The 24,664-nt window shown below is 49.1% G+C and carries 19 protein-coding genes; 4 read left to right on the top strand and 15 right to left on the bottom strand.

The window, feature by feature from the left end; genetic code table 11:
- The 3 genes from NQ534_RS10325 to NQ534_RS10315 form a co-directional block, all read right to left on the bottom strand.
- Positions 1-1,020 (bottom strand): sugar ABC transporter substrate-binding protein, encoded by a 1,020-nt coding sequence (locus NQ534_RS10325; RefSeq protein WP_006864306.1) that lies wholly within the window; start codon positions 1,018-1,020, stop codon positions 1-3.
- 87 nt (positions 1,021-1,107) lie between these two features.
- Entirely contained in the window at positions 1,108-2,220 is a 1,113-nt protein-coding gene (locus NQ534_RS10320; protein ID WP_006864307.1) for an ABC transporter ATP-binding protein, read from the bottom strand.
- A 376-nt stretch (positions 2,221-2,596) separates the two neighbouring features.
- A complete protein-coding gene (locus NQ534_RS10315) occupies positions 2,597-3,055 on the bottom strand; it encodes a PBECR3 domain-containing polyvalent protein (RefSeq protein ID WP_006864308.1) in 459 nt (152 codons plus the stop codon).
- Between the two features lie 169 nt (positions 3,056-3,224).
- Between NQ534_RS10315 and NQ534_RS10310 the strand changes: the two genes are divergently transcribed.
- Complete coding sequence (locus NQ534_RS10310; RefSeq protein ID WP_040785351.1) at positions 3,225-4,166, top strand: 3'-5' exonuclease; 942 nt, start codon at positions 3,225-3,227, stop codon at positions 4,164-4,166.
- Between the two features lie 63 nt (positions 4,167-4,229).
- Here NQ534_RS10310 and NQ534_RS10305 read toward each other — a convergent pair whose 3' ends face one another.
- The 3 genes from NQ534_RS10305 to NQ534_RS10295 all read right to left on the bottom strand — a co-directional run bounded on the left by NQ534_RS10305 (position 4,230) and on the right by NQ534_RS10295 (position 7,332).
- Positions 4,230-4,505, bottom strand: a complete 276-nt coding sequence (locus NQ534_RS10305) for a metal-sensing transcriptional repressor (RefSeq protein ID WP_040785338.1) — start codon at positions 4,503-4,505, stop codon at positions 4,230-4,232.
- Between the two features lie 154 nt (positions 4,506-4,659).
- Positions 4,660-5,397: a tyrosine-type recombinase/integrase gene (locus NQ534_RS10300; RefSeq protein ID WP_006864311.1), complete on the bottom strand. Its 738-nt coding sequence runs from the start codon at positions 5,395-5,397 to the stop codon at positions 4,660-4,662.
- Between the two features lie 57 nt (positions 5,398-5,454).
- Complete coding sequence (locus tag NQ534_RS10295) at positions 5,455-7,332, bottom strand: D-alanyl-D-alanine carboxypeptidase family protein (RefSeq protein ID WP_006864312.1); 1,878 nt, start codon at positions 7,330-7,332, stop codon at positions 5,455-5,457.
- Positions 7,333-7,647: 315 nt separating this feature from the next.
- On the opposite strand from NQ534_RS10295, the gene NQ534_RS10290 reads away from it, so the two are divergent.
- The 3 genes from NQ534_RS10290 (at position 7,648) to NQ534_RS10280 (ending at position 10,669) form a co-directional block, all read left to right on the top strand.
- A complete protein-coding gene (locus NQ534_RS10290) occupies positions 7,648-8,436 on the top strand; it encodes an alpha/beta hydrolase (protein ID WP_006864314.1) in 789 nt (262 codons plus the stop codon).
- A gap of 77 nt (positions 8,437-8,513) precedes the next feature.
- Positions 8,514-9,293, top strand: coding sequence for an esterase family protein (locus tag NQ534_RS10285; protein WP_006864315.1), 780 nt, complete (start codon positions 8,514-8,516; stop codon positions 9,291-9,293).
- A 170-nt stretch (positions 9,294-9,463) separates the two neighbouring features.
- Entirely contained in the window at positions 9,464-10,669 is a 1,206-nt protein-coding gene (locus NQ534_RS10280; protein WP_006864316.1) for an ATP-grasp domain-containing protein, read from the top strand.
- Positions 10,670-10,789: 120 nt separating this feature from the next.
- On the opposite strand, the gene NQ534_RS10275 is transcribed toward NQ534_RS10280, so the two are convergent.
- The 9 genes from NQ534_RS10275 to NQ534_RS10235 form a co-directional block, all read right to left on the bottom strand.
- Positions 10,790-11,944, bottom strand: a complete 1,155-nt coding sequence (locus NQ534_RS10275; RefSeq protein WP_006864317.1) for a glycoside hydrolase family 88 protein — start codon at positions 11,942-11,944, stop codon at positions 10,790-10,792.
- A gap of 150 nt (positions 11,945-12,094) precedes the next feature.
- Positions 12,095-13,537 carry a response regulator gene (locus NQ534_RS10270; protein WP_040785340.1) on the bottom strand — a complete coding sequence of 481 codons (1,443 nt, stop codon included), beginning with the start codon at positions 13,535-13,537 and terminating at the stop codon, positions 12,095-12,097.
- Entirely contained in the window at positions 13,515-15,356 is a 1,842-nt protein-coding gene (locus NQ534_RS10265) for a cache domain-containing sensor histidine kinase (protein ID WP_006864320.1), read from the bottom strand. Before NQ534_RS10265 ends, NQ534_RS10270 begins: the two co-directional genes overlap by 23 nt.
- 78 nt (positions 15,357-15,434) lie before the next feature.
- Positions 15,435-16,274: a carbohydrate ABC transporter permease gene (locus NQ534_RS10260; RefSeq protein ID WP_006864321.1), complete on the bottom strand. Its 840-nt coding sequence runs from the start codon at positions 16,272-16,274 to the stop codon at positions 15,435-15,437.
- A complete protein-coding gene (locus tag NQ534_RS10255) occupies positions 16,274-17,161 on the bottom strand; it encodes a carbohydrate ABC transporter permease (RefSeq protein ID WP_006864322.1) in 888 nt (295 codons plus the stop codon). Before NQ534_RS10255 ends, NQ534_RS10260 begins: the two co-directional genes overlap by 1 nt.
- A gap of 88 nt (positions 17,162-17,249) precedes the next feature.
- On the bottom strand, positions 17,250-18,548 hold the full coding sequence (locus NQ534_RS10250; protein ID WP_006864323.1) for an ABC transporter substrate-binding protein: 1,299 nt from the start codon (positions 18,546-18,548) through the stop codon (positions 17,250-17,252).
- A 138-nt stretch (positions 18,549-18,686) separates the two neighbouring features.
- Entirely contained in the window at positions 18,687-20,573 is a 1,887-nt protein-coding gene (locus tag NQ534_RS10245) for a glycoside hydrolase family 43 protein (protein WP_242655423.1), read from the bottom strand.
- A gap of 87 nt (positions 20,574-20,660) precedes the next feature.
- The gene (locus tag NQ534_RS10240; protein WP_006864325.1) at positions 20,661-22,799 is read right to left on the bottom strand and encodes a type 1 glutamine amidotransferase family protein; all 2,139 of its coding nucleotides are present in this window, start codon (positions 22,797-22,799) and stop codon (positions 20,661-20,663) included.
- A gap of 259 nt (positions 22,800-23,058) precedes the next feature.
- The gene (locus NQ534_RS10235; protein WP_006864326.1) at positions 23,059-24,651 is read right to left on the bottom strand and encodes a hypothetical protein; all 1,593 of its coding nucleotides are present in this window, start codon (positions 24,649-24,651) and stop codon (positions 23,059-23,061) included.
- Positions 24,652-24,664: the final 13 nt, after the last annotated feature.

Raw genomic sequence — 24,664 nt, 5'->3', positions numbered from 1 at the left:
TCACTCCCCCTGTCCGCTATCCCCGGCAGAAAATCTCCGGATATTCCGGCTGTTTATGATATTCAGCCCGACGTTAAAGTAGTTGCTCACATGACCCAGTGTGTGATATTCCTCAAGGGCGTTCACACTGTAGCGCCCGATTTCCTCCGTGCTGAAGGAAACCGTTGCCGTGATCGTCCCCTTCTCTATCGCGTTTAGAATAACGTCTGAAGTGAAATATCCGATGACATCCACATTTTCCACCTGGTTGTAATCCACCACCGCCTGGCAGGCGCATTCCGTAATTACCTCGTCCAGGCAGACCAGAATATCGGGTATCTTCCCCTGGTTTACAAAGATTTCGCGGATGGCTTCCTCCGAATCAAAATTTCCCAGGATGTCGATGTCATACGAGGAAATATCCACCGTGCGCCCTTCGCCGGCGCCTTCCTTTACCACGTTGGAAATCTGCGAGAGCACCAGATTGGTGCCGGTGTCCCGCGTATGCGAATTTACCAGAATAAGCACGCTGGTATGTTCTTTTTTCAGGAGCTTTAAAATTTCTTCCCCGTACGCAGTCCCCATCTGATAGCTGTTGATTCCCACGAAGCTGATACGCTCGCTTTCCGAGTCGTCCTCCAGCGCCGTCACCACCGGTATGTTATTTTCCGTCGCTTCCTGTATGAGGTCGCGTATCTTCTGCTCCCCGGTCGGCTGCATGATAATGCCGTCCACCTGCGATGCAATACTGATTCTCAGATAATCCTCCAGCGTGTAGTCTGTCATGGTATCCGAACCCACCAGCTCCAGATACGCTCCGTTTTTCAGCGCTTCCTCCCTGGCACTTTCATATACCTCTTTCCACAGACCGGAGCGCACGTCGTCCGCCAGCAGCACATAATGCCGGTCGTACCGTTCCTGCGTTCCCGTTTCCTGCAGGTCGATGCTGCGCGTACTGCTCTGGAAATAAATCCACATGCCCGCTGTCAGTATGATACATAGTAAAATTCCTGCCGTAACCGGAAAAAATGTTTTTTTCATGTTTTTTCTCTTTCACTTGTCTGTATGTATGCATAACAACTAAAAATGGGAGATGCCGCGCTGGCATCTCCCGGAATATGTGATGTACTAGTTTGTAATGGTAAGTTCTGTTTCTTTGTCGAATACGTGAATCTTGCTTGCATCCAACGCAAATTTTACAGTGTCGCCTGTTCTTGCGGTAGTTGTCGGGCTTACACGTGCTGTCATCGGGAAGTTCTCCAGATCGAAATACAGGAATACTTCTGCACCGAGCAGCTCGTATACTCTGATGGTAGCTTCTACAGTGGTGTCCGGTGACTGTGCCAGGAACGCCGGGTCATCATGTACATCCTCCGGACGGATACCCATAACAACAGTCTTTCCTGCATAACCGCCATCGATAAGAGCTTTTGCCTTTTCCGGCGGAAGCTTGATATCGAAGCTGCCAACCTTCAGATCTACATCTTTGCCCTTTACATTAACAACTGCATCCATGAAGTTCATCTGCGGAGAACCGATGAATCCGGCTACGAACAGGTTGCCCGGATTGTTGTAAAGGTTCTGCGGAGAATCTACCTGCTGAACGATACCGTCTTTCATAACAACGATTCTGGTACCAAGTGTCATAGCCTCGGTCTGGTCATGTGTTACGTAGATGATAGTAGCGCCCAGTCTCTGATGCAGCTTGGAAATCTCAATACGCATCTGAACACGAAGCTTTGCATCCAGGTTTGACAGCGGCTCGTCCATAAGGAATACCTTCGGGTCACGAACGATAGCACGTCCCATAGCAACACGCTGTCTCTGACCACCGGAAAGAGCCTTCGGCTTACGGTCTAACAGTTTGTCCAGGTCAAGAATCTTTGCTGCTTCTCTAACCATCTTGTCGATCTGGTCCTTCGGAACCTTTCTCAGTTTCAGACCAAATGCCATGTTATCATAAACAGTCATATGCGGATACAGAGCGTAGTTCTGGAATACCATTGCGATATCTCTGTCCTTCGGCTCCACATCGTTTACAACTCTGTCACCGATTTTCAGAGTACCCTCTGAAATCTCTTCCAGACCAGCGATCATACGAAGAGTTGTGGACTTACCACATCCGGACGGACCTACAAAGATGATGAATTCTTTATCTTCAATCTCCAGGTTGAAATCTTTAACCGCTTCAAATCCGTTCGGGTATCTTTTGTAAATGTGCTCCAAAGATAAACTTGCCATTTTTTACTTTCCTCCTAGAATTTTTATCAAGTTGTCACGCAAACCCCTTGTTTGCCTATGCAAAGAGTATAACTTATTTTCCCGAAATGTGCTATACCACTAATAAACAAATTTTTTTTAATTGGCTTGTCACATCTGCCCATGTGCGACAGACCGGTTTTTGACAACAGGCAGTTTGACGAAAGTATTTTTAAATTTTATACACAATGCACGAAAACCCCTTTTTGCAGGGTATGTATTCCCTCATTATCCATCATTGCAGCAATCATCAGGAGGCTATCCGGCAGGCGTCGCCGCTCCTGCATCTCTTTTAGCCCAGTGGGCGCGTGGTTGCAACGAAATTTACCACCTCAGATAACCTCTTGATAATATTATCTTATCCCGAATGCTCCCTTTTGTAAATTACTTCTTTATTTCTCAGATAATTTTTCAGTCTGGCTTCGCTTATCTTCCAGCCTGTTATGATAGAATTCTTATATTCCCTCTTTTCTTTTCCCGTACGCATTTTTAATACAAGTAATATATAGCTTTCCTTATATGTAATCTTTTTAATTATCAGCCCGGTATCCGGTCTTTTGTCTCTGATAATATAATCCGGCTGCTCTAAAATTTTCTTTATATAGCACAAGGAATCATCATATATCTCTGGATGTCTTTCCCGTATATGCTCTATCTGCCTGTCCGTAATAACAACTTCATCGCACACACAATCCTCGCCGAATACTTTATAAACAGACCTGTCAAGAAAACCCAGATTATGTACCGGTCCGTTTTTTGTTTCATTGCTTTGATTATCCCGTATCTTACCCCTGCCCTTTCTCTTCTTTAATTTCAAAACCTGTCTCTATAAACAGATTATCATATGCAAATTAAAATGTCAATATATGTTTTGTAAAATCATTTTTATTGTTTTTATATGCAATAAGTTGCTATCATGTGTGGGATATAATATTGTCAAAAGATACCCATTTGACATCCCTTCGCGACGTATGTATAATAAGCTCATGAATTACATTGTATTTGATTTGGAATGGAACCAGTGCCCGGACGGCAAGGAACACGAGATGCGCGAGCTTCCATTTGAAATACTGGAAATCGGCGCCATAAAACTGAATAGTGAAAAAATCGAGACAGACCGTTTTCATGAGTATATCAGACCAACGGTCTATACGCGTATGCACAATAAAACGCAGGAAATTGTGCACATCCGGCAGGAGGTTCTGGAAAATGCCGATTTCTTCCCGGCGGTGCTTGAAAGATTCCGCGAGTGGTGCGGTCCGGATGCGCATTACTGCACCTGGGGCTCGCTGGACCTCCTGGAGCTGCAGCGGAATATCCGCTATCATAAGCTGACCGGTTTCTTTCCGTTTCCGCTGAAGTTCTATGACATCCAGAAGATTTTCAGCCTCGCCTTTGAGGATGGAAAAAGCCGGCGCACACTGGAGCACGCCGTGGATATGCTCAATATTGAAAAAAACGTCCCGTTTCATGAAGCGCTTTCCGACGCCTGGTATACGGCTGCCGTGATGCGCTTTTTGCCGGACGATACGCTGCATTCCTATTATTCCATCGATTATTTCCGGATTCCGCAGCGCAGGAGCGAGGAAATTTATGAGACATTCCAGAATTACTCCAAATATGTCTCAAAAAAATTTCCTTCCCGGACAGCCGCCATGAAGGACCGGGTCGTCCGCTCCACCACCTGCTATCTCTGCGGAAAAAAAGCAGTCAAAAAGATTCCCTGGTTTACCGGCGGAAGCAAAAATTACCGCTGCCTCTCCTACTGCGAGGAGCACGGCTGGCTGAAGGGCAAAATCCGCATAAAAAAAGCAGAAGACGGCAAAGGCTGCTTCTGCGTAAAGACCTTAAAGCTTGTCAGCGAAGAACGCGCGCGGGAAATCATCGCCCGCTACGAAGAACACGCGGAAAAAAATATTGTTCCATAAAGAAATACCGGCACCATCCCATGCGCTTTCCGGCAAATGTTTTTATATTCCTTCATCCCCGGCTCAGCCCATATTGGCGAACCGCTCCACTGCTTTCGTAAAGCTTTCAATGGTTTTGTCGGCATCCCCGTGCTCTATCCCATCGCGCACGCAATGCTTTATGTGTCCCTCCAGAACTACCTGTCCCGCCTTGTGAAGCGCTGATTTTGCCGCATTAATCTGGGACAGGATGTCTTCGCAGGGCACGTCCTCATCCACCATTCTGTCGATTGCCTGCACCTGCCCGATAATTTTTCTGAGACGACGGTGCAGATTATCCGTGTCCATACACTGTTTCATTTTCTTCCTCCTCACCATAGCCTGCGCAGGCTATTCCGCTGTTTCCGTTCCATCCGGCACGCCCGCTGCTTTTGTACTCATAAAACATACAGCCCCGTGCTTTTGCGGCAGCCTCCCAGACCGCCGCAAGCCCTGAGGCTGCATGACTGTTTCTTTATTTTGTGCTCTTAAAATTCTCCACAAGCTGCTCTACCTCGGTAAGCAGGCAGTCCAGCTTTCCGTAGAAAGCGTCGTTGTTCGTCGGATTATCCAGCTCCGCTTCCAGCTTTTCAAACAAATCCACGATAGCCTTCATACGCTTCTTTCCGTTTCCGTCTTTATAAAGCATATAACGGCTTCTCTCGTTCTCCTCCGGCGTCATCTTTTTCAGAACAACCTCTACATTCGGTTTCTCGCCGATATAGCGGTATGTGATGGACGGCGACGCATGATTGAGCAGGTTCTGCAGATAATAAATATCGTTTGTGCTCTTATAATATCTCCACGCAAAGGTCTTGCGCATGGTCTGCGCGCCAATGGAATTCAGTCCCATCTCTTTTCCGACGCTCTTGAACACACGGTACGCCTGCTCTCTGGAAAGCGGCGCCGAAGAGCTTGCATGACCCTGTATCAGATATGCATCCGGGTCTTTCCCTTCCGTATAATTTGTGATAATCTCCTTGAGGTCCTTCGGAATCGTAAAGGTACGTTTAATATTCTTTGTACCGATAGAAGCCTCAATTTTATCCTTCCCGCGGATATCCTTATTTTTAAACTTCAGAATCTCCTGAAGCTGCATACCTGTTCCTACGCCGATTTCAAATAAAATGTAATATTTATCATCCACCTCACGCAATGCTTCTTTAAATTTCTTCAGTGTCTCCTCATCTTTGATCGGTGATACCCAATTCATATTTTTTCCTCCCTTATTAAAATTATTTATTTATAAAAGCATTTATGCTTTGTTTAACTAATCCAGAGGATTTTCATCCTCCTCAACCGGAACCTCAATATATTCATCCTCCGGCTCCTGCTCTCCGGCTGTCTCCGGCGGCACCTGACCTGTGCCATTCTGCCGCATCGACCGGTCTTTTCCGCTGGAAGCTTTCTGCCGCGTCTCCTGTTCTTCGTCGTCGGAAGTTTTTTGTGACATTTCTTCGTCGCTTTCTTCGTCCAGATAAAAATCAGAGATACTTTCCAGCTCCTCCAGTTCCTTCTCCTGGCGGCGGCGCTTTTCCTTTTCTTCCTCCAGCTCCTGCCGAAGCTGCGCTTCCCTGAGCTCCGCCTCCACCTGGGCTGCAGATTTCCGCTCGATTTCCTCCTCAAGCTGCCGTCTGAGCTTCAGCTCTTCCTCGCGCAGCTCCATCATTTTCATATATTTCCGCTTGCGGTTTATGGAAACCAGCAGCAGCGGAACAAAAATCAGCAGAAGAACCGCCCCGATAATGCAGGCAATCACCGTATTTTCCTCGATAAAGGTATCCATCCCGCTGTAGAGCATCAGCGCGCCGCCTGCAATCGTTCCCAGAATGCCGCTGACTGCGCCGCCCACTCCGCCGGAACTCTCTGCAGCTTCTGTCTCGGTAACTGCCTCCGTCTGAACCTCCGTGGGAGCCTCTGTCTCCCATTCTCCGGTATACGTAAACGGCACGCTTCCCAGAATCTGTCCCTCATAGGAGTAGGATAAGGTGCGGATGCCAAAATCCATCGTCTTCTTCAACGCGGATGCCTCCACGCCCGCCGGAAGCGTCACCTTCGTCTCCGCCGCCATTTCAAACGGCGCTGCCGAAAAATCCGCCTGCTTTATTTTCTCCAGCTCGGCGGCATCCTCTATGCCGGTAATCTCGATATCCGCGCTGTTCGTATTGGCAATCTGCGCGTCGTGGAAATTGGCAAAGCCGTAATCGAGCAGCACCTTTGTGTCATCATAAGAGACATACTGTCCGGGGCAGCGCAGCACCACGCTGATAATCGTCATCCCGTCGCGCTCCGCCGCTGTAACCAGCGTATTCCACGCCTCGTCGGTGTAGCCGTTTTTTCCGCCGATGCAGCCGTCGTACAGCATTCCCTCTTCGGAAATCATTTTGTGATGATTGATAAAATACCGGACCTCATCGACCAGATTCGTCTCCGGAAAATTATATTCCACCGTGCCGATAATTTCACGGAATTTTTCGTTTTTCAGCGCCGCCTGCATAATCAGCGCCATATCCTTTGCGCACACATAATGATTCTCATCATGAAGCCCGTGCACATTTACAAAATGTGTATTCGTGCAGCCCAGCTCCTGCGCCTTTTCATTCATCATCCCGACAAAGGTTTCGATATCGCCGCCGATATGCTCCGCCACCGCATTGGAAATCTCATTTGCCGAGGCAAGCATGATTCCGTACAGGCACTGCTCCAGCGTCAGCTCCTCCCCTGCGGTAAGTCCAAGATGCGAGCTTCCATACTCGATACTGTAAACCGCATTCTCGGAAAACGTGACAACATCACTTAAATTTCCCTTCTCTAATGCAATAAGTGTCGTCATGATTTTTGTGATGCTCGCCGGATACTCCTGCTTCTCAATGCTCTTCGCATAAAGAATTGCTCCGGTATCGGCATCCATCAGTATGGCTGTCTCTGCATTTACGGGGTCGCCCTGCGGCCAGTTCGGGATATTATTTGACTGGATTTCATCATAATAAGCCGCAAGATGCTCCGTCTCCGGCTCTGTCTCCTCCGAATACGCATCGTCCACATATTCCTCCCCGGTATCCTCCGCCAGACTCTGCAGCGGAACCAGCCCGCATATCAGCAGAACAGACAGAAAAAGCGGCAGGAAAAATTTTCCCTTTTTCATCATTTATCTCCCAGATTCGCATTTTCAAAAATTACATCACATATTATAACAAATCTTCTCCCATTTTACAAGAAGAAATTTGTAATTATTAAAAAATATTTTTGCCGCACCATAACAGTTCAGCCAAACTGCCCTGTTACATGCAAAAATCCATTAAAAATCGCTTCGCGCCGCACTGCGCGGCGTCCGAAGCGGTTGCGGTTTTTCCGCGATTGTGCTATATTCATATAGTAAGGAAACATTTTGTAACCCGCCAGCAAAGAGTTCAGCAGACCCGTTGCTGAAAGACACTTTTAGCTTTTATATGGAGGCAGACTTATGATAGAGAAATGGAAGGTTACTGTTCCGGTGCTTACCGGAAATGAAGAGAGAAACGCTTATATTTACCTGCCGGAATCTTATTACAACGGCAATGAGGACACGCGCTATCCGGTTCTTTATATGTTCGACGGACACAACGTCTTTTTTGATTCCGACGCCACCTACGGAAAAAGCTGGGGCATGAAGGAATACATGGAATCCACCGGCACCCAGATGATCATCGCCGCTGTAGAATGCAATCACAGCCCCGACCACGGACGGCTGAAGGAATATTCCCCCTATAATTTCTCCGACCCGGCATATGGAAAAATCACCGGGTACGGCGACCAGACGATGGAATGGATGATACATACCTTCAAGCAGGACATCGACCGCCGGTTCCGCACGCTGGCGGACCGCGACCACACCTATATCGCAGGAAGCTCGATGGGCGGTCTGATGAGTCTTTACGCTGTTCTGGAATACAACCAGACCTTTTCGCGCGCTGCCGCGCTTTCGCCATCGATCTGGGTAGCTCCCGCAAAGCTTGACAAGCTTATCCGCGAGGCGCAGCTTCTGCCGGATACCATCGTCTATATTGATTACGGCGAGCACGAAATGAAAATGCGTCCCGGCATGGACCGTCACTTTAAAAATATCGTAGCGCGGCTGCTCGAACGTTCCATACTGCTTGTGAGCCGTATCGTTCCGGGCGGTACACATTGTGAGGCGTGCTGGGAGAAACAGATCCCATTCTTTATGAGCACTATCACATATCCCGAAACCAGCAGGGAAGGGCAGGAATAGGCCGGAACAGGCTGATACCAGCCAGAAAGCACTACCGGTGCAGACCGGAAAACAGCAGCAGGGAAGGACAGGAATAAATGGAAATCCAGTATTACAGACAGTACAGTCACAAATTAAACCGTGATATGGAATGGAAGGTATACGGTCACGGCGGACGTCCCGTTCTTTTCATTCCATGCCAGGACGGACGCTTTTTCGATTTTGAAAACTTTCACATGACCGATGTCTGGGCGCCGTGGATAGACGCCGGACAGGTGATGGTCTTTTCCATCGATACCATCGACACCGAGACCTGGTCCAACAGCCAGGGCGACCCACGCTGGCGCATCTGCCGCCACGAACAGTGGATAGCGTATATCACCGACGAAATGGTTCCCTTCATGCGCAATATGGTAAACGAGCGCAACGGCTGGACCGGTTATCCCGATGTCATTGTCTTTGGCTGCAGTCTGGGCGCCGCCCATGCGGCAAATCTTTATTTCCGCCGCCCGGATCTGTTTGACGGTCTGCTGGCATTAAGCGGCATCTACACTGCCGGATACGGCTTCGGCTCCTATATGGACGAGCTTGTATACAATAATTCGCCCGTCCACTATCTTGCGAATATGCCGGCGGACCATCCTTATATTGACTTATACAACAAAAAGAAAGCCATTATCTGCGCCGGGCAGGGTCCCTGGGAGCTGCCGGATTCCACCCGCGAGCTGGACGGCATCCTGAAAAGCAAGGGCATAAACGCCTGGGTGGATTACTGGGGCTTCGACTGCTCGCACGACTGGTACTGGTGGTACCGCCAGGTAGAATATTTTGTCCCGCATCTGCTGGGACGCCCCGGTGCCGCAGAAAGTAATATGTAACATCCGCGAAACGGAAGGAGCGAAAAGCAACTACTGCAGAACAGAGCCAAAGCCGCATCTTCTGCACAGCCGACGCAGGGCAGAGCCGCGCCGGACAGGTCGGCGCCGGGTGGATGAGCAGATAACAGGTCGGCGCCGCACAGGAAACAATAAGAGGAAGGATACACATTATGAAAAATTTTATCTTTATTTCACCAAATTTTCCGGCAAACTACTGGATGTTCTGCCGGGAGCTGAAGAAAAACGGGCTGAATGTACTCGGCATCGGCGACCAGCCCTACGATGAGCTGACAGCGGATTTGAAAAACAGCCTCAACGAATATTACAAGGTGAGCAATCTGGAAAATGATGACGAGGTATACCGTGCCGTTGCATTTTTCATTTACAAGCACGGACGCATCGACTGGCTGGAATCCAACAACGAATACTGGCTGGAGCGCGACGCACGGCTGCGCACCGACTTTAACATCACCAGCGGATTCCAGGTATCCGATATCCCTCACATAAAGTATAAGTCACAGATGAAGGCTTTCTATGCCGCCGCCGGCATCCCCACCGCGCGCTATCATATGGTAGATACGCTGGCAAACTGCCTGGAATTTGCGTCACAGGTGAATTATCCGGTCGTCGCAAAACCGGACAACGGCGTCGGTGCTTCCCACACCTTTAAAATCGAAAACAGCGACCAGATGGGACAGTTCTTTTCCCTAAAGTGGCCCGATACCTCTTATATTATGGAAGAATTTGTGGATGGCGAGGTGAATTCCTACGATGCAATCATTGATTCGAAGGGACAGCCGATGTTTGAGACAGGTAATATTACGCCGATGTCGATTATGGATATCGTAAATAAAAATGACAATTCCATCTTCTACATTCTGAAGCACCTTCCGGACGATACGCGCAAAGCCGGACGCGCCACGGTAAAAAGCTTCGGCGTAAAAAGCCGCTTTGTTCATTTTGAATTTTTCCGCCTTCTGAAGGACCAGGAAGGGCTTGGCAAAAAGGGCGACCTGGTGGCTCTGGAGGTCAACATGCGTCCGAGCGGCGGCGTCACCCCGGATATGATTGATTTCGCCCACAACACCGACGTATACAAAATCTGGGCGGACATGATTGCCTTCGACCGCTCCACCATGCCGGCCGGCACCTCCTCCTACTGCGCGTTCGCCGGAAGACGCGACGGCAAGGCTTTTGCGCTCAGTCACGCTGACATCGCCGAAAAATACCGGGCAAATATCAAAATGATGGAGCGCATCCCCGACGTTCTCTCCGGTGCGATGGGCAACCAGATGTATGTTGCCGTATTCCAGTCCCGTGAAGAAATGGATGAATTCTATAACGACATTTTAAGGTGTCAGGGTCCGGAGGTCTGAGTCCGCACCCTGCCCATGCAGGAATAAACAGGTCTGAGTCCGCACCCTGCCCACGCAGGAGTGAGCAGGTCTGAATCCGCACCCTGCCCGCGCAGGGGCGGGCGGGAGCACAGAGCCGCTTCACCACATCTTAAATTCCATTCCCGCCAGCCGGAACACGGCTTCCATAAAGAAATAATCCGCGTAGTTCATGGTAACGTGATGCTTTTTATCATGATAGGAAGCCGAACAGTTCTGCACGATCGCGTCGCAGTCCGTTCCCCAGTCTGCGCGCGCTGCCGCGATTGTCTTCAGGATTTTGCAGGCGTTTTCCAGATAACGCTGCTTTTCCTCGCCCTCTGTCTGCTCCGCCAGAGACAGAAGTCCTCCCGCGATCACGCAGGCGCCGCAGGAATCCTCCCACGCCGGCTCTGCAGGCTGGCAGAAATCCACAGGAATAATGCCATCCTCCGGAATGTGCGCAATACAGTATTGCGCCACCTTCTTTGCCATCTCCAGATACTCCTTCTTTCCGGTGTGCCGGTAGCTGATCATAAAACCATAAACCGCCCAGCCCTGTCCTCTCGTCCACGCAGAGCCCTCCGCATAGCCCTGCCCGCCATAGCTCTTTACCCTTTCTCCGGTTTCCGGATCAAACTCCACAATATGGCAGACGGAGCCGTCCTCCCGCACAAAATTCTTCCGCACCGTATCGGCGTGCAGCATGGCAATGTGGCGGAAACGCGGGTCCTTCGTCTCCTCCGACGCCCAGTAAAGCAGGGAAATATTAAACATACAGTCGATAATCGCCCAGCCTCTGGTGTCATCCGTGCTGCCGGAAATGTCGTTCCATGCCCGGATATAATTCCCCGCCGGATTAAATCTTCCCGCCAGAAGCGCGGCGGCATGAAGCGCCGTGGTTTTTGCCTGTCTGCGCCCGGTAATCCGGTAATCCGCGACAGCCGTCGGCTGAAACATAAAGCCCACATCATGGTGCAATCCCAGAAAAGTCTGAAAGCACTCTGTCATTTTATCCTCAGAAACGCGCGCAATCTCTGCATAGCGTTCCTCTTTTGTATACAGATACAGCAGCCACATCATGCCGCCCCAGAATCCGTTTGTCCACCAGCTCAGCCCGTCATCCGCATTCCAGCTTCTGCTTTTGTCCGAACGGTCATCGTAATCCCCGTTTTCGTCTGTCGTATACGGTATCTTTTCTTTATTTTTCTCGCTCACCCAGCGCATTTTTTCCACAATCCGCGCCGCCGTCTCCCCGGCCCATTTTTTCTCTTCCATCCCAGATTTCCATCCTTTCTATATGTGACATTTATGCCCGCGCGGCTGCGCCTTCGCTTTACGCCCCGGTTCTCCTGTGCGTCGCCCGTCAAATACACCTTCAGCCGCATGTTTAATGTTACTGTTTACAGCAGCCTCAATCTTTGCCGTTCATGACTTCTCTGCATCCCGTCTTCTTTTACGGAATTCGTTCGGCGTTTCATGATAGTAGCGCTGAAAAATTTCCGCAAAATTCCTTGCATCCTTAAAGCCCACGCGCGCGGCAATTTCGTATGCCTTCATATCCGTTTTCAAAAGCAGCGCCATCGAGTGCTGAAGGCGGACCCGGTTCAGATATTCCTTAAAATTTTCTCCGGCATTCTTCTTGAAAAAGCTGCTGAAATAATACTGGTTCATGTGTACCACATCCGCCAGCACCTGCAGCGTCAGGTTCTCGTCATAATGATTTTCAATATAAGCCTTCGCCTTCAGAAAATCCTGGTTTTCCACGCCGACCACCGTGCTCTGAAGCTGATGGATATACCCTGCCGCCATCTCATAATAAACTTGTTTCATTTCACAATAAGTTGCACACGCCCTGCCCTTTTCCAGCAGCCCCCGCATATCGGGATTTCTGCCGGGCAGTCCCAGATTATGGAATTTCTCCTCCAGCATACGAATCAGCGTGCAGAGATAAAAATAGGCGTCCTCCTTTTTTCCCCTGGCAACCCGCGCCAGCAGCGCTGTATACTGCTCATATTGTTTTTTCAGCATCGGTTCGTTCTGGGCAATCACAGAATCAATCATACGCTCGCGGAGCTGCATAAACCGCTTCCATTCTTCCTCGCTCTCCTCCTGCAGAAAATAAATGGAATCCTCCGACGGCTCCACAAAAAACAGATACCCCTGCGCATTCTCCGTATTTCCCGCCACAAAGCCAAGTCTCTGATGATACCGCTCTATTGCCAGGGCTTCAAGATTTTTCAAAATCTTCCGGCACTCCTCCCGGTCCGTCGTATTCAGCCGCAGCACCGCCTGTTTTCTCAAATAAACCAGTTCCCCCAATCCCTGCTCCGACAGATACTCTCCCAGAGCGCTCTGAAGGGAAAACTCTATCAGCCTCCGCGTCTGCTCGTTTTCCTCTCCCTGCCAGAATATTTTTACATAAACCGGCGTGCCCTCCGCCGGCTTTGCGGCTGTTTCCGTTTTCCGGCGCTGCGTCGGCAGATATGCTTCCTCCTGTCCGCGCGCAGTATGGATACATTTTTCCAGCGCCCGCAGAAGCTCCTCCCGGATTACCGGCTTCAGCAGATATTCCACTGCTCCGTACTGCACGGCCGCCCTCGCATATTCAAATTCCTGGAAGCCGCTGATAAAAATGACCTTTGTATCCAGTCCCATATCACGGCAGGTTTTCAGTATCTCCACACCGGTCATCTCCGGCATGGAGATATCGAGAAGCGCCAGATCCGGTTTCTGTTCCAGGATGCCCTTCATTGCGCTCTTTCCGTCTGTGTATTCTCCCACAATCTCAATGCCAAGCTGCCCGAAATCCAGCAATTTCTGGATACCCCGGATAATCATCGGTTCATCATCCGCCAATATCATTCTCATTTTTCGTATCCTCCCTGCAAATCAGCGGCATCATTACACGGACCATCGTCCCGATTCCCACCGTACTTGTGACTGTTACGCCATATTTTTCTCCATACAGCAGGCATATTCTGTCATGCACATTTTTTAAGCCGATGCTCTGCCAGTTATATTCATCTTTGATGCCCGGCTCTTCGCTCTTTAAGAGCTGATGCAGCTTTTCAAGCGCTTTTTCATCCATTCCGACGCCGGTATCCATCACGCTGATACAAAGATTCCCGTCCTCCGCATGCGCCTCCACGCTGATGCTTCCCTTTCCGCGCGGCTTTATCCCGTGTACATAGGCATTTTCCACGATCGGCTGCAGAATCAGCCTGGGAACCATCACCCCGTCCAGGCCGTCCTCCTGCGTCCGGAGCTGGATTTTTCCGGTAATGCGGCAGTTCAGAAGATAAACATACTTTTTCACGATATCCAGCTCTTTCTCCAGCGGAACCATATCCTTCACCGGTCCAATCAGATAATGAATCTGCTCTGCCAGCGCCTCAATCATTTCCGGCACATTCTGATTTCCCTCCTCCAGCGCCGTCATGCGGATAATCTCCAGCGTATTGTACAGAAAATGTGGATAAATCTGTGATTTCAGCGCGGTAAGCTCCGCCTCCTTCTGCCGTATCTGCACCACATACACCTGGTCGATGTACCTCTTCAGCGCGGCGCTCATCTGATTAAAGCGCTGCGAGAGAATACCGATTTCGTCTCCCGAACTGACCGGAAGCTGAATATTAAAATCTCCCTTTTCTATCTTTTCCATCTCCTGCATCATTGCCTGCATCGGTTTCGTCAGACGCCCGGAGAAATAAACCGATGCCGCCAGCAGCGCCGCAACCGACGCTCCCAGAAACAGGTAAATAATTTTCTGTACATTATAAATCTGGGAAAATGCAACCGCAGTATTCATCACAGCGATTACCTGCAGACCGTATTCATTCTCCCTGGATTTTACCACAAACTGTTTTTGTGAATTTTCAAAACCCATATCCAGCTTCTGCCCGATACAGGCGCTGTCGCTGCTGTACAGACAGTTCCGGTTTTCATCCAGCACATAAAAATCTTCGTTTCCACTGAATTTCACACTCGCAAAAATCCGCGAAATTCTTCTTATGTCAACGTCAAGAAACAGTGTCCCGACGTAGGGTGTATTGCCGACCTCGCCGCGCAGATCAAAATAATTCCGCGCTATCGTAAACACCGGATTTTTCAGACCGCTGAAGTACCCCGTCTGGTGCGTGGGAATCAGAATCAGATTGCGGCTCTCTCTGTCCAGATTCCCAAATTCCATTTTCTCCTCAAATAATTCTTCATCTTTAAAAAAGGTGCTGTAGCGGCTGTAGTGAAACGCCAGCTTCTGCCCGTTTAAATCCGGCGCGATAAAATGAGCGCCCTGCATGTACTGATCTGCCCCGTCCAGGTACTTCAGAAATTCCTGCATCTCCGACGCCCGGTTCTCCTCCATCGTTTCCGGTTCATACCCTTCACCGTACAACATCTGCCGGAAATTATCGAAGGTCAGATAATCCCTTCTGGCGTACTCGCCCTGGGAAGCGTTGTAATTGTACGGCATCTTCGATATCGTATTATAAGTGTCCAGAACCTCTTCCAGGCTATTGCCCACATACTCCGCCGCCTGCGTGTACTGTGCCTGCAGCGCCTGGCGGTAATCAGAAATCATACTGTTCAGAATCACCGTCGCCAGTATCAGCATCGGAAACAGACCTACCAGAATAATTGTAATTGCAAATTTATGATACAGACTGAGCTTACGGATACATTTCTTCACTTTTCTGCCCTCCGCATTTTTCTTATACCTATCTTAACATGTCTGTATCTGCAAAAGCAAACCCTCTGTCTGCCTTTTTCAGCCTTTTGCCGCTCCCGCCGTGATTCCTTTCACAAAATATTTCTGGAAAGCACAGAAAATACACAATGCCGGAACAATCGAAATCACCGTGCCCGCAAATACAATATCCCATCTGGCTGTATACTGTCCTACAAAGGCGGCGATTTCTACCGTGATGGTCTTTGCCTTGCCGCTCGGCAGCACCAGATACGGCATCAGATAATCGTTCCAGATGTTCAGCCCGTTTAAAATTACCATTGAGCCGGTGCAGGGACCCAGCAGTGGGAACGTCACCTTCCAGAAGGTCTGAAACGGCGTGCAGCCGTCGATCATCGCCGCCTCCTCGATCTCCAGCGGGATCCCCTTTAAGAAGCTGCAGTACAGCAGACATCCAAACGCGATCGACCCGGAAATATACACAACAACGGGTCCCGCCATATTCCCGAAAAGATGAAAAATCCGCAGCTCCTTAAACAGCGGGAACATATACAGATGGAAGGGAATCATCATTCCCGCCAGGAAATACGTATACAAAAAAGCGGTCACTTTACTTTTCCTGCGCTCAATTCCGTATGCCGCCATCGGCACGATGCAGACGATCAGCATCTCCGAAACCACCGTGAGAACCACGGAATGTATAATTGCCGTCGCAAAATCCGACTGCGCAAACAAATCCTTAAAGTTCTGTATGTAGAAGGATGTCGGCAAAGCGGACGGATTCTTCAGAATATCGCCGTTGCTCTTGAATGCGGAAATCAGTGCAAAAAATACCGGATACAGAAACACGATCGCCAGAATTACCGCCGCTATCAGAAGTACAATATCCGAAGGTTTCACTCTTTTTCTTCCACGTTCCATTACATCTGCACCTCCCTGCTTCTCAAAAATTTCTGCTGCAGCGTATTTAAAATAATAATGATAAACAGCAGCATGATACCCACCGCCGTACCGAAGCCCTGGCGTCCTTCGTTGAATCCGACCTTATACAGCAGATATACCAGCGTTTCCGAGGTGAAGCCCGGACCGCCGTCCGTCATGACATTAATCTGGTCAAATACCTTCAGTCCGTTTATCAGCGATAACGTAAAGTTAATCGTAAACGCGCCGGAAATCATCGGCACTGTGATGGATTTAAAGCGCTGCCATGCGCTCGCCCCGTCTATCTGCGCCGCCTCGATCAGATCCGTGGAAACGCTCTGCAGCGACGCCAGGTAAATGATCATATAATATCCGGCGCCCTTCCACACGAGCACCACGCCAATCATAATCAGCGTAAGACTTGTATTTCCCAGCCAGTCCTGCCGGAACTGTCCCAGCCCGATACTGTTTAAAATGGAGTTGATGCTTCCGAAATTATAATTGTACATGATCTTCCAGATAAAACCGGAAACAATGCCGCTGATCAGCACCGGAATGTAAAACGCGCTCCGGAAGAAATTTTTTCCCCAGCGAATGTGGTCCACCATCAGCGCCAGCACCAGCGCAAAAAAGTTTTCAAACAACGAGATAAAGACTGTTAAAATAACCGTATTTTTTAATGCGTTTCCAAATCGTGCGCTGGTAAATATTTCTTTGTAGTTCGCAAGACCGATAAATTTTACATCGGGGCTGATTCCATCCCACGAGGTGAAACTGTAATACACACTGGATATCGTAGGAACAATCAGAAACAGTGTAAAGAAAATAAATGCCGGCGCGATAAACATGAACGCAACCTTATCAAATCCCTTTTTCTTTGTGTTCATAATCTTCTTTCCTTTTTTATTACTGCCCGGTCATGAGCTTCATGCCGGGCAGTATCTATGTTGCTTATATACAGTTACGTTCTGATTTTTATTCAATCCCTTCGCCTGTCAGCGGGTTGAAGCTCTGCATACTTACCTGCCAGGTTTTGTTCAGCTCTTCACATGCAGAGTCAATGTCTCTGGTTCCCTGCAGCACTTCGATCGCCGTCTTGTAGGTGAAGTTACGGAAATCGGGCGGAAGCTCATTGTTGCCCACGCGTCCGTTCCACATCGGCGCCAGATCATCCGCACTGTTTGTCGCATCAATTACTTCCTGGAAAACATCCATTACGTTCATCTCCGGCTGTTCCACCGTTGCCGGGATTGCACTCAGTGTCTCGCAGTATACCTTATAGTTTTCCGGCTGATAGAAAAATCTGATAAATTCCTCTGCCGCCGCTTTTTTGTTCGCATCCTGCGCCGCTTCCGCGGAGATCGCCAGACCGCTGGCTCCGCCGCCTCCAACCAGGCGCAGCTTCCCGTCCGGGCTCGGCACTGCGAACCAGCCGATTTCAAAATCCGGGTCCGCCGATGCTATCTGAGAAAACATATGGGTTCCGGAGTACATCATCGCCGCCATGTCATTTACCAGGAAGGTCGTGATCTGCGCATCCGGTGTGGATACCCAGCCATCCTGCGCATAGCTCATAATCGTCTGAAGCTCCTCCAGCGCCGCCTTAAAGGTCGGGTCACTGAAATCTTTTGTACCCTCATAGCAATGCTCGATGAAATCCGGGTCCTGACTGAGTACCTGGTCATTATATACCTTATGGAACAGGAAGCCCATATGCCAGATGTCCTGTCCGCCCACAACCAGCGGCGCCATATCGCCTTTTTCCTTGATCGCCTCGCAGAGCGCGATAAATTCGTCGTAGGTAGCCGGTTCCGTAAAACCGTTTTCGTCAAAGTATTTTTTGTTGTAGATAATACCGTTTGTATTTTCTCCGGAAAGCGGTACCGTGTACACCTGTCCGTCAAAATCCGTGGTCGTCTTAAACAGGCTTACAATATCCTCCGGCAGCGGCGCCAGCTTGCCGGCGCGCACATAAAGCGCGGTATCTCTCATCTCCATAACGTCCGGAAACTCTCCGACGCTGTCCTTTGTCTTGATAAACTCGCTGTAAGCGCCTCCGTTGCCCGGCTCAATCGTAACGGTAATATCCGGATATGCCTCGTTAAAGCGGTTTACAATTTCGTTCATGGAAGCCTTTGCGCCCTCGTCGCCATCCGCAAAAATAAATGTCAGCTCTGTCGGCTCCGTTACAACTGATTCTGCATTTACGCTCATACCTGCCAGCATGGATACTGCCATCGCAGCCGCACCAAGCATCGCTAATCTCTTCTTCATAAAATTTTCCTCCCTTTATGCTTTTTTCTGATTCCGGTTGGCCCTCCGTTTTTGTGATTTCAATATAACAAATTTTTTTGTGCAGAAAAACCGGATTTTTTTAGTTTAAACTCCAGTTTTTTAAGAATCCGCTGCTGCTCACAGCACTTCCCCCGCCGCAGCAGATATTTGAGGCTGACGTACTTTTTCTTCTTCCTCAGTGTTGTATGTAAAGAAATCAAAATCCGCATATTGTCCGGCGCCCGTCAGATCCTGGCAGCAGATCCCAAGCATACTGCCGGTAAACCATCCCTGTCTGCATGCCTCGTCCGACATGTAGCTGCAGTCGTCCTCCGGTCCGATTTTCTGATAATCCTCTGTGCCTGCCGCATAATAAAACTGAATCCTGTCATAATGGATTTCCGCTTTCAAAAAAACAGGCACATCCTCCGGCAGCGGCACCGGTTCCACCGGATAGGTGTAGACTTTATTTTCTGCGCGCAGCAACGTGATGCATTTCCCGCAGTCCTCATCCCTGCTGATGTGCAGATACATATAATTTTCCGTATCGTACATGCAGATCAAGCCTGCCATCTGTTTAAAATTCTGCGGCTCAAATTCCACTTTGCAGGAGCAGGAGCAGACAAATTCCGTCCGCCGTCTGGCAATCAGGCTCTGCCGGAACAGCGACGCCAGCCCCTCGCGACCATACATGCGCAGCCAGCCGGGACGCGCCGTCAGAGATACATATTCCTCTGTCATTGGAATGCGCAGAGACTGAAATTCCGGGCTGATATCCGCGCCGTCAAAATCCTCCCGCTCGCAGAAAATTTCCGCTGCTCCCGGCTCCGGGGCTGCCTCCGCGACTGGCTTGACCGGTTCATCTTCTGCTTCATCCCCTGCTCCCGGCTCCAAAGCTTGCTCAACCGGCTTGTTTTCCGCCGTGTCCGCGGTCTCCTGCTCCAGGGCTGCCTCCACAGCTGCCTCAGCCGGCGTTTTTTCCGCTATATCTGCCGTCTCATACTCCGGCATTGTCCGGACAGCTTCCGCTCCGGCTATCTCCGTCACCAAATCCGGCAGGACGCTTTCGCTGTCTATTTCCAGCCAGCCGTCCTCCGTCCAGTACACCTTCTGGATCGCCGTCTCCCGTCCCAGCGGATATCTGCGCACTCCGGGAAATTTTTTCGCATCCGCCGGATTTCTGTTTTCCAGCGCACGCCCGCACAGATAAACCGCATACCACTGTCCGTCCGGCGTTTCCACAAAATCCGCGTGCCCCGCTTTCTGAAGCGGATACTCCGGGCTGTGCCTGGTCGTCATAATGGACCACGCCTCTCCCTCGCGTGTGCGGACGCACTTCGGGCTTTTATACATCTCATAGGGTCCCCAGATACTTCGGGAGCGCAGAATGCTCTGCCCGTGCCCCTCTCCGGTTCCGGTATCCGCCGCCACCAGATAATACCAGCCGTCATGTTTTAAAATGTGCGGCCCTTCCAGAAAAATATCGGATGCCGCATAAATTTCCTTTATTTCCCCGACTAGCTTTTTCCTTTCCGGGTCGTATTCCTGCAGGACGATCCGCCCGGCATATTTTTTCGGAACCCGGTGGTCCGTCACCATGCTGACCATGTATTTCTTTCCATCCGTATCATGGAACAGCGAAGGGTCAAATCCCATATTGTGCAGCGGCACCGGCTCCGACCACGGTCCCATGATATTCTCCGCCGTAATCAGATAATTTCTCGTATCATACATATTGCAGTAAAAAGAATTCACCACCGTATACGCCAGATAGAAAATGCCCTTATCATACGTAAGACAGGGCGCCCAGATTCCCTGCGACGGTCCAATTCCCTGCAGATTTACCTGCCCGGCGTCCTGCAGCGCATAGGTACAGATTTCCCAGTGGACAAGATCCCTGGAATGGTTGATCTGTATCCCCGGCCACCATTCAAAGGTAGAGGTGGCAATATAATAATCCACCCCGGCCCTTATAATTGAAGGGTCCGGATGAAAGCCTCTCAGTATCGGATTTTTAACCTGCATGATTATTTTCTCCTTCCCGCTGCATCTGCCGCCGCCAGAAATGCTTCCACCGTATACATATTGGCTCTCCATATTCCTTCTGTCCTTTCATTGTGAAGTATGCTTTAGCAACTCAATTTCATGGTTATCAGATTTTACAAACACAGCCGAATGGGGAAGAAGAAGCGTTTCATTCACCGGATACTGGTATTGTTTTTCCCCCTCCTGCTCCACGTAAAATGGGTAAGATGTATGGTTGATGATAATCTCCCCATTTGCGAAATACGCCCGTTCTATATTCTTCTGCAGCTTTGTTTCCATCCCTGCCGTATCCTTTAGAATATCTGCAAGAATATTTCCCTTCATCATCTCCAGAGGATACAGCTCATTATTCTTCTGTTCCACCGGAACATGAGGGATGAACTTTGTGTTGTAAGCATATCCATAGCTAAAGCCAAACGCATACTGATAACCTTTCCCGGTCTGATACTGTGTAACGCAGGGCTCCCCGTCAGACAGATATGCCGCAACGCATTTCCCGCCGGAATAAGTGCAGAAATTTCTGCTCTTTACCATGCCTGCCTCCTGATAACGAATTGCGTCCGGCTGATGCCTGTATGCTTCCACGCCAAAGCAATTCTTTGCCAGCGCACTGTCCGGACCATAGAGTACAATACCCCCATGCTCACACCATGCCCGAAGCGTCTCTTCAAACTCCGGATCCGGATTCATCTCATAGCAGTCATTGTCCGGAATAATCAATACCCGGTAACTGTCCAGAAAATGTTCTTTACACAAGTTTTTGCTGTCTGTCACATCTGCTTCTGCTCCCAGATCCCGGCACGCCTTGTACCATCCCAGCAGATCCAGCCGCCGCTCCTTGTTTCCCTCCGTGCGCATTGTTTCATAAGCCGCCATTGCAGAAGGAAACAAAATCGCGATATCCGATTTCTTTTTTGCTCCAAGCTGCGGGATTACTTCTTTCGCCCATTCATTCGCGCGCCCCAGGGAATCATTGAAGTACCCTTCCATCCGATGAAGCAATCCGCCGTCATCCAGACCGCACATGCCGTAAGAAGTATAGCCTGACGCACCGCTTGCCACGATGGAGGCTACAATCTCACATGGAGTCAGCACTGTATAGATATCATTGTACAGATACCTCCCCCAGTAAATTCCGCCTATAAATTCTCTTCCACTGTTCATGCTGCGCATCATGCTGTGATGACAGGAAGTTACATAAGCTTCCGGATCTCCGTCAGGCGTTACCGGAACCGAAAGAAAATGTGCGCAATCCACATATTCCGCAAGACGATAGATATCGATTCCTCTTGCCGCCGTATCCCAGAGATCAGCAAATCCTACACCTGTCAGCCTGGATCCATCCACATTCAGGAAATAGCCCCACTGCGCCATATCCGGACATAGATAAAGAGACTCATCAATCCTGTGCAGCCGCTCCTTCATATCCTGAAAATAAAGACACAGCTCTTTGCATTGCCATTTCCGGTTATCCATCAGCATCCTTGCCTTCGGAGTCTGATTCCTTACATCCTCTTCTGAAAATGTAAGACAATCCGGATATCTGCACTCGAACCAGTAATCTTCCTTCTCCAATGTATCAAAGCCTGTCTTTTCCACACCATAAACCTGGTTAAATAGTCCGATATCCCCCTGATACTCATTTTCAAGCCAATGAAGGTAACGCTTTCTTCCTTCTTCGTCAAAGCTTGGAGCTACAATTGGATCCCACATACTGCAGATTGGTTTTCCCTCTCTTCCATTTACCGTAACTGTCACATAATTCTCCCCATAGGATTCCAACACTCTTGCCACATGTTCCTCCATAGAAGCTTTCGCTTTATCAGACCAGTAACGGTACCATTTTCCATCGTTTCCATCTTTATCGATGACCGATTCGCCGTAAATCGGAGGACTGAACCGGATGTTGGGATAGAGATTATCTCCGTTGAGATAAAGCGCCAGAAATTCATGGGACATTCCCATATTCTTCAGTTCCCGCTGCATATACTCATGCATGGCGACAAACTGACTTGCTTCCTTTCCTTCATAACGTTCTTTAAAGTCTTCCCATGCCTTTGTGTCCAGCATGACACTGTTGAATCCCAATTTCTTCAAGAGCGCAATATTTTCTTTCACAAATTTTTTGTCATCATATGCCGGACGGTAAAAATTGCCAAACCAGATATTGATGTACGGTTCTCCTGTTTTTTTGTCTATTATCATACTTTACTCCAAATCCTCCCTGCCATTATTGCTGTTCACTCTGCTCACAGTAACCTGCCATTTACAGCCTCTGTACATATGGGGTCGTCGTAACAGGACTGCCCGTCTGAATTGTTACTGCCCGTCGTGTCTTTTGAAACACCTGATTCTCTGTGTTTTTCAAATCATACCGTATATTTCTCTTTTACAAAATGTGAAATTTAAAGCAAAAACTGCAGTTTTTTTAGAAACTGCAGTTTTTGAGATGCCGCTTTATCGCTTATGTATGTGAAATAACGATCCGGTTTTCTCCCTCTTTGATCCTGCAATACCTAATTTTCTCCTCCAGGAGAAGCGGCACGGATCCGTATTCTTTCCCGCTGATAATAATCACTTCATTTTCCGACTGTTTTACCTCTCTGATACCGGAATAGTCTTCCTGCGGCCATTCGCCCTCCTCCGCAAACGGATATTCTTTCCGGTAATCGTATACCCGGTACGGAAATACCTTCGGCTTTCCGTCCTCCCCGCATTCATAAATTGCCTGAATCTTTTCATCATAATATGCCCGGATCGGCTGATACCTGCCCCAGTCCTTTGGTTGTTTAATTTTTCCGCACACTTCATAGGATTCATCCTCAAAAACCACATGGGACGGGTCTTCCAGAATATCCTCCATTGCGATCATCTGCGAGGGATGCTTTCCTTTTCCATATTTCAGATCCAGCCACATCGTAATTTCCTGCATCGTTGCCAGAGTAATATCCTCATCCGGAAGTACAGAATCCAGGAACTGCTCATAATATTCATTGCACTGTATGTGATGTGTATCATGGTCCTCCTGATGCACCAGAAATACAAAGTATTCGTTGTGCTCCATATTTTTCTTATATTCTTCCAACATCCGTTTATAGTATTCTTTTTCCGTCTGCAGAATGTTATGAAAAAAGATATCGTCTGCATCCGTGCTGAATACAGCCGCTCCGCTTATCCCCTCCGGGCAGTGCACCGTATTCAGGATATCGCGGACGGTCCACTGGAATCCCCATATTTCACTGTCCGGATCCGGTCTTCTGAAATTTTCCGTGTCCATTTTGTATACGTCCCAGGGACAGCCTCTGTGATACATGCTGGTGTCGCAGGTTCCGTGGTCATACCCCAGCCCCCATAATCCCCGGATCCCATATTTTTCACAGCTTTTCACAAAATGACTTCCGACGCTTCCGACCCACTGATCAATTCCGGCGATCTGCGTGTAATAGGGGAAGTGATGTTCGGTCATCGCCTTCATTTTTCCGAAAAACTCATCCGTCTCCTCCTGTGTATGCCTGGTATTGTAATTGTCCGTATTCTTAAAAAAGTTTGACGTAGGCATAATGCCGTAATCATCGCCAAATGCCTCATGCCAGCGAATCAACTGCTCTTTTTTAAAGAAACCTGTGACAGGGTCAATCAGCCACGTCACCGGAATACCATGCCTGCGGTATACTGGCAGAAGCTCCTTTGCCGCTTTGTCAAACCCGTTTCCGGCAGCATCATGTTTTTTCGTAATATCCGAATCCTCGTATGCAGAAGGATCATACCCATAATGAAAATTGCTGCTGATTACCATACAGAGAAAAAATTCCTTCTCTCCAAAAACCACACACGGAATCCGGTACTGTTTTTCTCTTATCCGCACAGCCGCAATTCCTCTGCCCTTCCCCACGCACATTGCGCTCATGCGGATTCCGTGCGCGCAGGCTTCCACCGTAATGTCACTCAGTAATTTTGTCGCGGAAAACCGTATCTCTTCCGGTCGGAGGTCGTCTCCGTAAAAATACCATTCATTTCTTTTTCCAATAATTCCTACAATTTTGGGTGTCAGCTTCATTTCAATCTCCTCT

The organism is Marvinbryantia formatexigens DSM 14469, from assembly GCF_025148285.1.
In the GTDB taxonomy this organism is placed as follows: Bacteria; Bacillota; Clostridia; order Lachnospirales; family Lachnospiraceae; genus Marvinbryantia; species Marvinbryantia formatexigens.
Note: the sequence above shows the minus strand (reverse complement) of the source record. Positions and strands in the feature narration are given on the sequence as shown.

What these genes read in the sequence shown, in the direction of transcription:
- NQ534_RS10325 (WP_006864306.1), bottom strand. Translation starts at nt 1,020, where the DNA reads ATGAAAAAAACATTTTTTCCGGTTACGGCAGGAATTTTACTATGTATC.
- NQ534_RS10320 (WP_006864307.1), bottom strand. Translation starts at nt 2,220, where the DNA reads ATGGCAAGTTTATCTTTGGAGCACATTTACAAAAGATACCCGAACGGA.
- NQ534_RS10310 (WP_040785351.1), top strand. Translation starts at nt 3,225, where the DNA reads ATGAATTACATTGTATTTGATTTGGAATGGAACCAGTGCCCGGACGGC.
- NQ534_RS10305 (WP_040785338.1), bottom strand. Translation starts at nt 4,505, where the DNA reads ATGAAACAGTGTATGGACACGGATAATCTGCACCGTCGTCTCAGAAAA.
- NQ534_RS10300 (WP_006864311.1), bottom strand. Translation starts at nt 5,397, where the DNA reads ATGAATTGGGTATCACCGATCAAAGATGAGGAGACACTGAAGAAATTT.
- NQ534_RS10295 (WP_006864312.1), bottom strand. Translation starts at nt 7,332, where the DNA reads ATGATGAAAAAGGGAAAATTTTTCCTGCCGCTTTTTCTGTCTGTTCTG.
- NQ534_RS10290 (WP_006864314.1), top strand. Translation starts at nt 7,648, where the DNA reads ATGATAGAGAAATGGAAGGTTACTGTTCCGGTGCTTACCGGAAATGAA.
- NQ534_RS10285 (WP_006864315.1), top strand. Translation starts at nt 8,514, where the DNA reads ATGGAAATCCAGTATTACAGACAGTACAGTCACAAATTAAACCGTGAT.
- NQ534_RS10280 (WP_006864316.1), top strand. Translation starts at nt 9,464, where the DNA reads ATGAAAAATTTTATCTTTATTTCACCAAATTTTCCGGCAAACTACTGG.
- NQ534_RS10275 (WP_006864317.1), bottom strand. Translation starts at nt 11,944, where the DNA reads ATGGAAGAGAAAAAATGGGCCGGGGAGACGGCGGCGCGGATTGTGGAA.
- NQ534_RS10270 (WP_040785340.1), bottom strand. Translation starts at nt 13,537, where the DNA reads ATGAGAATGATATTGGCGGATGATGAACCGATGATTATCCGGGGTATC.
- NQ534_RS10260 (WP_006864321.1), bottom strand. Translation starts at nt 16,274, where the DNA reads ATGGAACGTGGAAGAAAAAGAGTGAAACCTTCGGATATTGTACTTCTG.
- NQ534_RS10255 (WP_006864322.1), bottom strand. Translation starts at nt 17,161, where the DNA reads ATGAACACAAAGAAAAAGGGATTTGATAAGGTTGCGTTCATGTTTATC.
- NQ534_RS10250 (WP_006864323.1), bottom strand. Translation starts at nt 18,548, where the DNA reads ATGAAGAAGAGATTAGCGATGCTTGGTGCGGCTGCGATGGCAGTATCC.
- NQ534_RS10245 (WP_242655423.1), bottom strand. Translation starts at nt 20,573, where the DNA reads ATGCAGGTTAAAAATCCGATACTGAGAGGCTTTCATCCGGACCCTTCA.
- NQ534_RS10240 (WP_006864325.1), bottom strand. Translation starts at nt 22,799, where the DNA reads ATGATAATAGACAAAAAAACAGGAGAACCGTACATCAATATCTGGTTT.
- NQ534_RS10235 (WP_006864326.1), bottom strand. Translation starts at nt 24,651, where the DNA reads ATGAAGCTGACACCCAAAATTGTAGGAATTATTGGAAAAAGAAATGAA.